Source organism: Ferroplasma sp. Type II, assembly GCF_000496155.1.
The window spans coordinates 16,852-22,777 of record NZ_KI542756.1; the positions used below are offsets into that span (position 1 = coordinate 16,852).

Below are 5,926 nucleotides of genomic sequence, written 5' to 3' on the forward strand. Positions count from 1 at the left end.
TTCCAGCAATATATCGTCAAACTGTTTCTCCTCTGGGTTCAGTTTTGCCTCCCCTTCAATAATTTCCCACATGTCGGGGAAGTATTTTTCTAAATCTTTCCACTGGAAATTTTCCTCAAATATGATATGGCCACTGTAATTTTTCACAAATAGCGATTTATAGATAATACATTAAGTTTTTCTTTACAGTTGCAAATTATTTTAATTTATTAGAAATTATTATATTTTATTGTGCTATAGTGTATAGAATGGTTAACAGGATTAAGGTTATAAATGATGTCGGCGAGCTTGTAACGATATTTCATGCTGCCGATACTGAAGTTAAAAGAAAATTGCTCCTTGATCTTTCCACTGGCTGGATAACAATACAGCAGATAGATGAAAAATATGGCATTGAAGGCAAAAAATCACTGCACTATTTAGACAAGATCAGGATGATAGAGAGCCAGTGGATTACAGGCAACAAAGGACCAGAAAAGGCATACCATACTTACTATACAAACGTGCAGATCAATTTAATAGGTTCAATGACTGATCTTTCAGATATAATATTTGCCACCACATTAAAGGATGAACAGCTACAGGAATATGAGGACAAAATAATTGCCATGATGACCAATGGAGGGGTATTTGTTGGTGATGTTGCGGATTCACTTAAAATTTCCCAGACACTTTTAAAGGGAATAGTAAACAGGTCATCTGTCCTTACGATCAAAGGTTATAGAATAGAAATGGAAAACGGCGCATGATCACAGTAATGAGAATAGGGCACAGGCCATTCAGGGACAAGAGGATAACAACACATGTGGCACTGGTTTCCAGGGCATTTGGTGCATGCAGGATACTTGTTGATGAAAGGGATGAGACCCTTGAAACTACCGTTAATAGGGTAACAGAAAACTTTGGCGGGAATTTTTCAATAAAAACTGGAATTAACTGGAAAAAGGAATTCCGTGATTTCAATGGAATAAGGGTAAATCTTTCAATGTATGGAATAAATGTGGGCAATCGCATGGAAGAAATCAGGGAGTCTGCAAGGGAAAAGGATATGATAATACTTGTGGGCGCTGAAAAGGTGCCCATAGATGCATATAACATTGCAGATTATAATATTGCCATTGGAAACCAGCCACACAGTGAGGTCTCCGCTCTTGCCATATTCCTCGACCGTTTTTATAATGGAGGGGAGCTCGAAAAAACATATGAAGGTAAAATGAATGTAGTTCCCATGGAGAGGGGAAAGATGGTCAAGTTCATACCCGATGAACAGCAATGCATGAAAATTCTTTATGAGGAGAAAGCGAATGAGAGAATTATAGACCATGTGACAGCAGTATATAAATTGGCCATGGCAATCGGAAAATATGCACATGCAGATATGAAACTGATCCAGGCAGGCTCATTGCTCCATGACATAGGGCGAACAAGGACCAACGGAATTGGGCATGCAGTTGCAGGTGCTGATATTCTCAGGGAGAAAAACATAGACGAATCTGTCGTAAAGATAGTGGAAAAACACACTGGAGCCGGAATATTGCCGGAGGAAGCAAAACAACTCGGCCTTCCGGAGAGGGATTATATTCCTGAAACCCTGGAGGAAAAAATAGTAGCACAGGCAGACAATCTCGTATCCGGCAAAGTGATAGTAAGCCTTTCCGACACTGTAAACAGCTACAGGCTGAAAGGGCTTGATGAACCCGCTGAAAGAATTAAAAAACTGCATGCTGAACTTTCCAGGATTTGTGGGAAAGATCTGGATGATATAGGCAGAGAAGTGGAAAGGATAATAACTGATTATTCGTTTTCCTCACTTTTTTGGGATATGAGGAATCTGCAGGCGCTGTATCCGTTTACCTGCCTGTGGGTGGATTTTACGTCAGCATCCAGAACCTGCGAAAACATCTGTGTTTCCATTGAGCAGGCAATGCCGAAATTTTTAGATATGGACAGTATGGGGCAATTATATTCTGTCAGTTCAAAATTTTCCTGGGACTTCTTCACCTCGGGATAATAATCAGCATTCCTCCTCAGGACTGCAAGTGCATTCACTTTTTCTTCAAGCCCTTTCCGTGGCATTACACTGGAATATTCGGATTTTACCCTGCCATACCTGTCCTTTAGAAATTCCTCAAGAAGTTTTTCATTTCCTGTATTTTTAATAAAATCCATAAAATCATTGAGCATTGCATCAGATCCTGTTCCCAACTTCATGTTCGATACTTCGGTGGCATAAAAGGCATATGAGGGCCTTCCCACACTTTTCTTGACTATTTTCCTTGCCACAGCACCCTGCTGCTCCAGGACAGATATGTGGTTAAGGACAGCCATTTTAGAGATTTTCAGCTTTTTAGCCAGATCGTCAAGTGACATATTGGGATATTTCTTCAATAAAAGTATAATTTTTACAGGAGTAGGATATTCTTCCATAATTATATATATGACACATCTATAAATAAATATCTATTTTACTTTATAAAGTTTATAAATTATTATCTATATATATTATCTAGGGTTATAAGATATTATGATGCCTATAGATCCGAGAGATGTTGGGATTTTTAAAGATGGAAAGCATGGAGAAATAGAGAAGTACATTATCAACGAATGGAATGGAGACAGGTCTGTACTGTATAAATCCCGGAACAGCCGGAGGCGTGATGATGCAACACACGGTCACCCTGTTTTAAGACTTATATTATATATAAAACAGAAATTTGGAGGGAAAGAGGAGTAATAACCATTTATAGTTAATTGCCTGCATAGTAATACTTTTATCCAGAAATTTTCAGCTCCCGCTTCTTGTCCAGTGAGCATGGTGAGTATAGTGGAAGAAATATGAGAAGCAATATTAGGGAAACTCATTTCAGGATATAATATTTCCAGTAGCCTTGTTATTTTATTTTGGAAGGCACTGCATAAATACCAGAAGCAGTATCAACCCTTTCTGCATTTGTTATTCTTGCAATACTTTTGTTATTGATCAGGATAGATTCTATGAGCATCGATCTGCTTACACCTTCTCCATCTGCTAAAATATCTATTGCATTTTTTAGCTCTTCATTAATCGATATAGATATTTTTTTTGTGCCTACCATAGTAATACCATAACATCTTCGTATTTAGATATGATTATGCCTTCATCTTCATTGAACAAGTTTGTCCAGGGTTTAATTTATCATAATTTTGTTTCCCATTTTTCAATAATATTATAATTCATCAACCATAAATCGCAGATCCTGATTTACCCTCAGATGCGCAGAATTAACCAGTTAATTTTTATAAACAATAATTTTACAGCTATGAATACCATAGCCATTTCCTGTGAAAGAAGCAATTAACCTTTTACTGGACTATTCCCGGGTTTTTTATTAGATTTTTCCTATTGACAACTTTTAAAAATATAAGAATGAAACCCAGAAAATAAAATATTGATGAAAGCTCGAAAAGCCTGGAATATGCAAGCGTTCCAGCACCTCTAAATATATAAAGCACTATGCCGTATATTAATGGAGAAAATGCTGCCCCTATTTCGGTGGAAACAAGAAATATGGCCAGGTATTTGCCCACACTTCCATGTGGGACAATGAAGCTCAGATATGAATTTGTTATTGTAAAATAATTACCATATGCAATGCCTATAATAGAACCAAGAATTAAGAAGAGATAAAATAAATGTATAAACGAAATAAAGAATATGCTAAATCCACTTATAAGTGGGAAGGAAAGTAGAAGAACATCCTTATTTATTCGATCTGATAATATTCCAATAGCCACAGTGGAAATAGCCGATACAACCAGTATCGAAACTCCTGATATGGCAACATATATTGCCGCATTCTTAAGGCCAAGTGCATACTCAAAATAATAATATTCAAAAAACACCAGTCCAGAACTTCCTATTGTTATAAAGAAATTAGCTATAGCCATCCACTTAAATTTTCCAGATTTGCTGGCACTTCTAAGGACTTTTAGCAACCTCCTGCTGATAACCTCTGAATTGCTTATGTAGTCCTCTTTTTTAATTGTCAGCACCGTCACAGAGGCTCCTGCAATTATTGTTATAAGAATAAGAATTGAGGCAAGTTCTATTCTTCCCGTTCCAATCAGGAGCCCAGAAAGGCCAAATCCGAGGGCAGAGCCAATGAGGGTAAAAAACCCGCCGATTCCAGAGGACGCCCCTCTCTGTGATGGGGGTATCACGTCCCTGATCAGTGGCCTGTAAGATCCATATGCAATATTAGACCCAATTTCTATAAGAATATAAATAATAAATATGACAGTCAGGCTATCCTTGATGAGGATAAAAAGCACAAGTGCAAACACGACAATAATAGACCCAAGTAAAATCATGGGCCTTCTCTTTCCAAGCCTTGAACGGATACGGTCGGATAATGTCCCTGAAATGAAGTTAAAGGCAATCCCTATAATTATGCCGAAAAAGGCAATGAGCCCCAGATAAATTGCTTGAACATCTACAGGCAATAATAATTCTATCTCATATGGAAGAAACAATGATTCAAAAGAAGTCCACAGATAATTGCTGCCAAGATATACGGAATTCATGCCAAAAATATATCTGAAGGACTTCAGTGAATACCTGCTCATTTACAATCAATATGAAAATAGCTTATAAATTAATCCTTTCTTATTTTATAAAACATTGCAAATCCTATGAAGAAGAATATCCCTGCAGCATAGAATACGTACCTAAAACCCAGTGAGTATGAACTGGAAAAATAAAGAATAAGCCCATATATTAAGGGGGAAAGAGAGGATGCACCTCCTATAGCAATATTGTAATATCCCATAAACTTTCCAGAACTGCCTGGTGGTGCCATATCACTGGCTAGTGCATCTGAGACACTCATGAAAACTCCATAGGATATCCCTATTATAGAACCAAGCACAAGAAAATAAACAAATTTTTCAAATTCCGGAATAAGGATCATAGCTATTCCGCCGATAACCGTTATATAAACAAGAATGTTTTTTCTGCCTATTTTATCGGATAAAACACCGAAAATAAATGATGCGGCCGCAGATACAATAAGTACCACAATGCCGGCTATTGAGACGTAATATGCTGGATTTGCATAATGCAATATATACTTAAAAAAGTAAAGTTCGAAAAAAGACAGGCCAATAACTCCAGAAAACACCATAAAACTCCCAATTACCACATATATGTAGTTCTTTATGCCCTCCTTCAAATTGAACATGTCCAGGAATAATTTTCCTATCCCGGGCTTGTCCTGTTTTATTATAATATCAGATTTCTTTATGGTATTTGCTGACAGGAAGGCAGTAATTATAACAACAATTGATATTAAAACAAGGACATATTGCCTGTAAGCTGTATCAATAAGAAAACCGGTAATGCTGTACCCCATCATAGATCCCAAAAGCCTGAATATGCCACCTATTCCCGTGGCCTTCCCCCTCTCGTTCCTTTCCAGAATATCGGCGTAGAGGGGCTGGTATGCACCTACTGATATATTTGATGATACCTGTATCATTATATAACCAAGTAGAACACCTACCAGTGTAATTGTTATAGTTTCATTGAGAAACATTGAAAGCACTATAAATACTGCCCCTGCAAGAATATAGGGACCACGCCGCCCCCATCCAAAGTTGTACTTATCGCTTAATGTGCCGAAAAAAAGGCCAATGAAAACTCCCAGGGCGGTTCCTATGAAAGCTATTATCCCGAGGAATAAACTGCTTTGATTAAAAGACAACAATTCAATAGGCAATATATATGATTCATATGAAATCCATAAATAATTAGTGCCAAGATGTATGGCATTCATTTTTAATAAATAACTGTTGCTTTTGGGGATATCCACCACTTTGAGAAACTATTGCACTGGAACTAATAAATATATGTTATAAAGTTCAAGAAGCAATTTACGGAGTCAAGTAT

General features: G+C 37.2%; 6 protein-coding genes and 1 pseudogene. 3 read left to right on the forward strand and 4 right to left on the reverse strand.

Annotated features, from left to right (window positions below; translation table 11 throughout):
• Window positions 1–248 precede the first annotated feature (248 nt).
• The gene (locus tag AMDU4_RS09865; RefSeq protein ID WP_021787839.1) at window positions 249–749 is read left to right on the forward strand and encodes an ArsR family transcriptional regulator; all 501 of its coding nucleotides are present in this window, start codon (window positions 249–251) and stop codon (window positions 747–749) included.
• Window positions 746–2,011 carry a tRNA (cytidine(56)-2'-O)-methyltransferase gene (locus AMDU4_RS09870; protein ID WP_021787840.1) on the forward strand — a complete coding sequence of 422 codons (1,266 nt, stop codon included), beginning with the start codon at window positions 746–748 and terminating at the stop codon, window positions 2,009–2,011. Before AMDU4_RS09865 ends, AMDU4_RS09870 begins: the two co-directional genes overlap by 4 nt.
• Window positions 2,012–2,283: 272 nt before the next feature.
• Here AMDU4_RS09870 and AMDU4_RS09875 read toward each other — a convergent pair.
• Window positions 2,284–2,427, reverse strand: a pseudogene (locus AMDU4_RS09875) (winged helix-turn-helix transcriptional regulator); the annotation flags it as partial.
• 97 nt (window positions 2,428–2,524) lie between these two features.
• Between AMDU4_RS09875 and AMDU4_RS09880 the strand changes: the two are divergent.
• Window positions 2,525–2,734: a hypothetical protein gene (locus tag AMDU4_RS09880; RefSeq protein ID WP_021787841.1), complete on the forward strand. Its 210-nt coding sequence runs from the start codon at window positions 2,525–2,527 to the stop codon at window positions 2,732–2,734.
• A gap of 157 nt (window positions 2,735–2,891) precedes the next feature.
• Here AMDU4_RS09880 and AMDU4_RS09885 read toward each other — a convergent pair whose 3' ends face one another.
• The 3 genes from AMDU4_RS09885 to AMDU4_RS09895 all read right to left on the reverse strand — a co-directional run bounded on the left by AMDU4_RS09885 (window position 2,892) and on the right by AMDU4_RS09895 (window position 5,852).
• Window positions 2,892–3,095: a ribbon-helix-helix protein, CopG family gene (locus tag AMDU4_RS09885; protein ID WP_021787842.1), complete on the reverse strand. Its 204-nt coding sequence runs from the start codon at window positions 3,093–3,095 to the stop codon at window positions 2,892–2,894.
• Between the two features lie 247 nt (window positions 3,096–3,342).
• The gene (locus tag AMDU4_RS09890; protein ID WP_021787843.1) at window positions 3,343–4,605 is read right to left on the reverse strand and encodes an MFS transporter; all 1,263 of its coding nucleotides are present in this window, start codon (window positions 4,603–4,605) and stop codon (window positions 3,343–3,345) included.
• A 29-nt stretch (window positions 4,606–4,634) separates the two neighbouring features.
• Window positions 4,635–5,852 (reverse strand): MFS transporter, encoded by a 1,218-nt coding sequence (locus AMDU4_RS09895; RefSeq protein WP_021787844.1) that lies wholly within the window; start codon window positions 5,850–5,852, stop codon window positions 4,635–4,637.
• Window positions 5,853–5,926 lie beyond the last annotated feature (74 nt).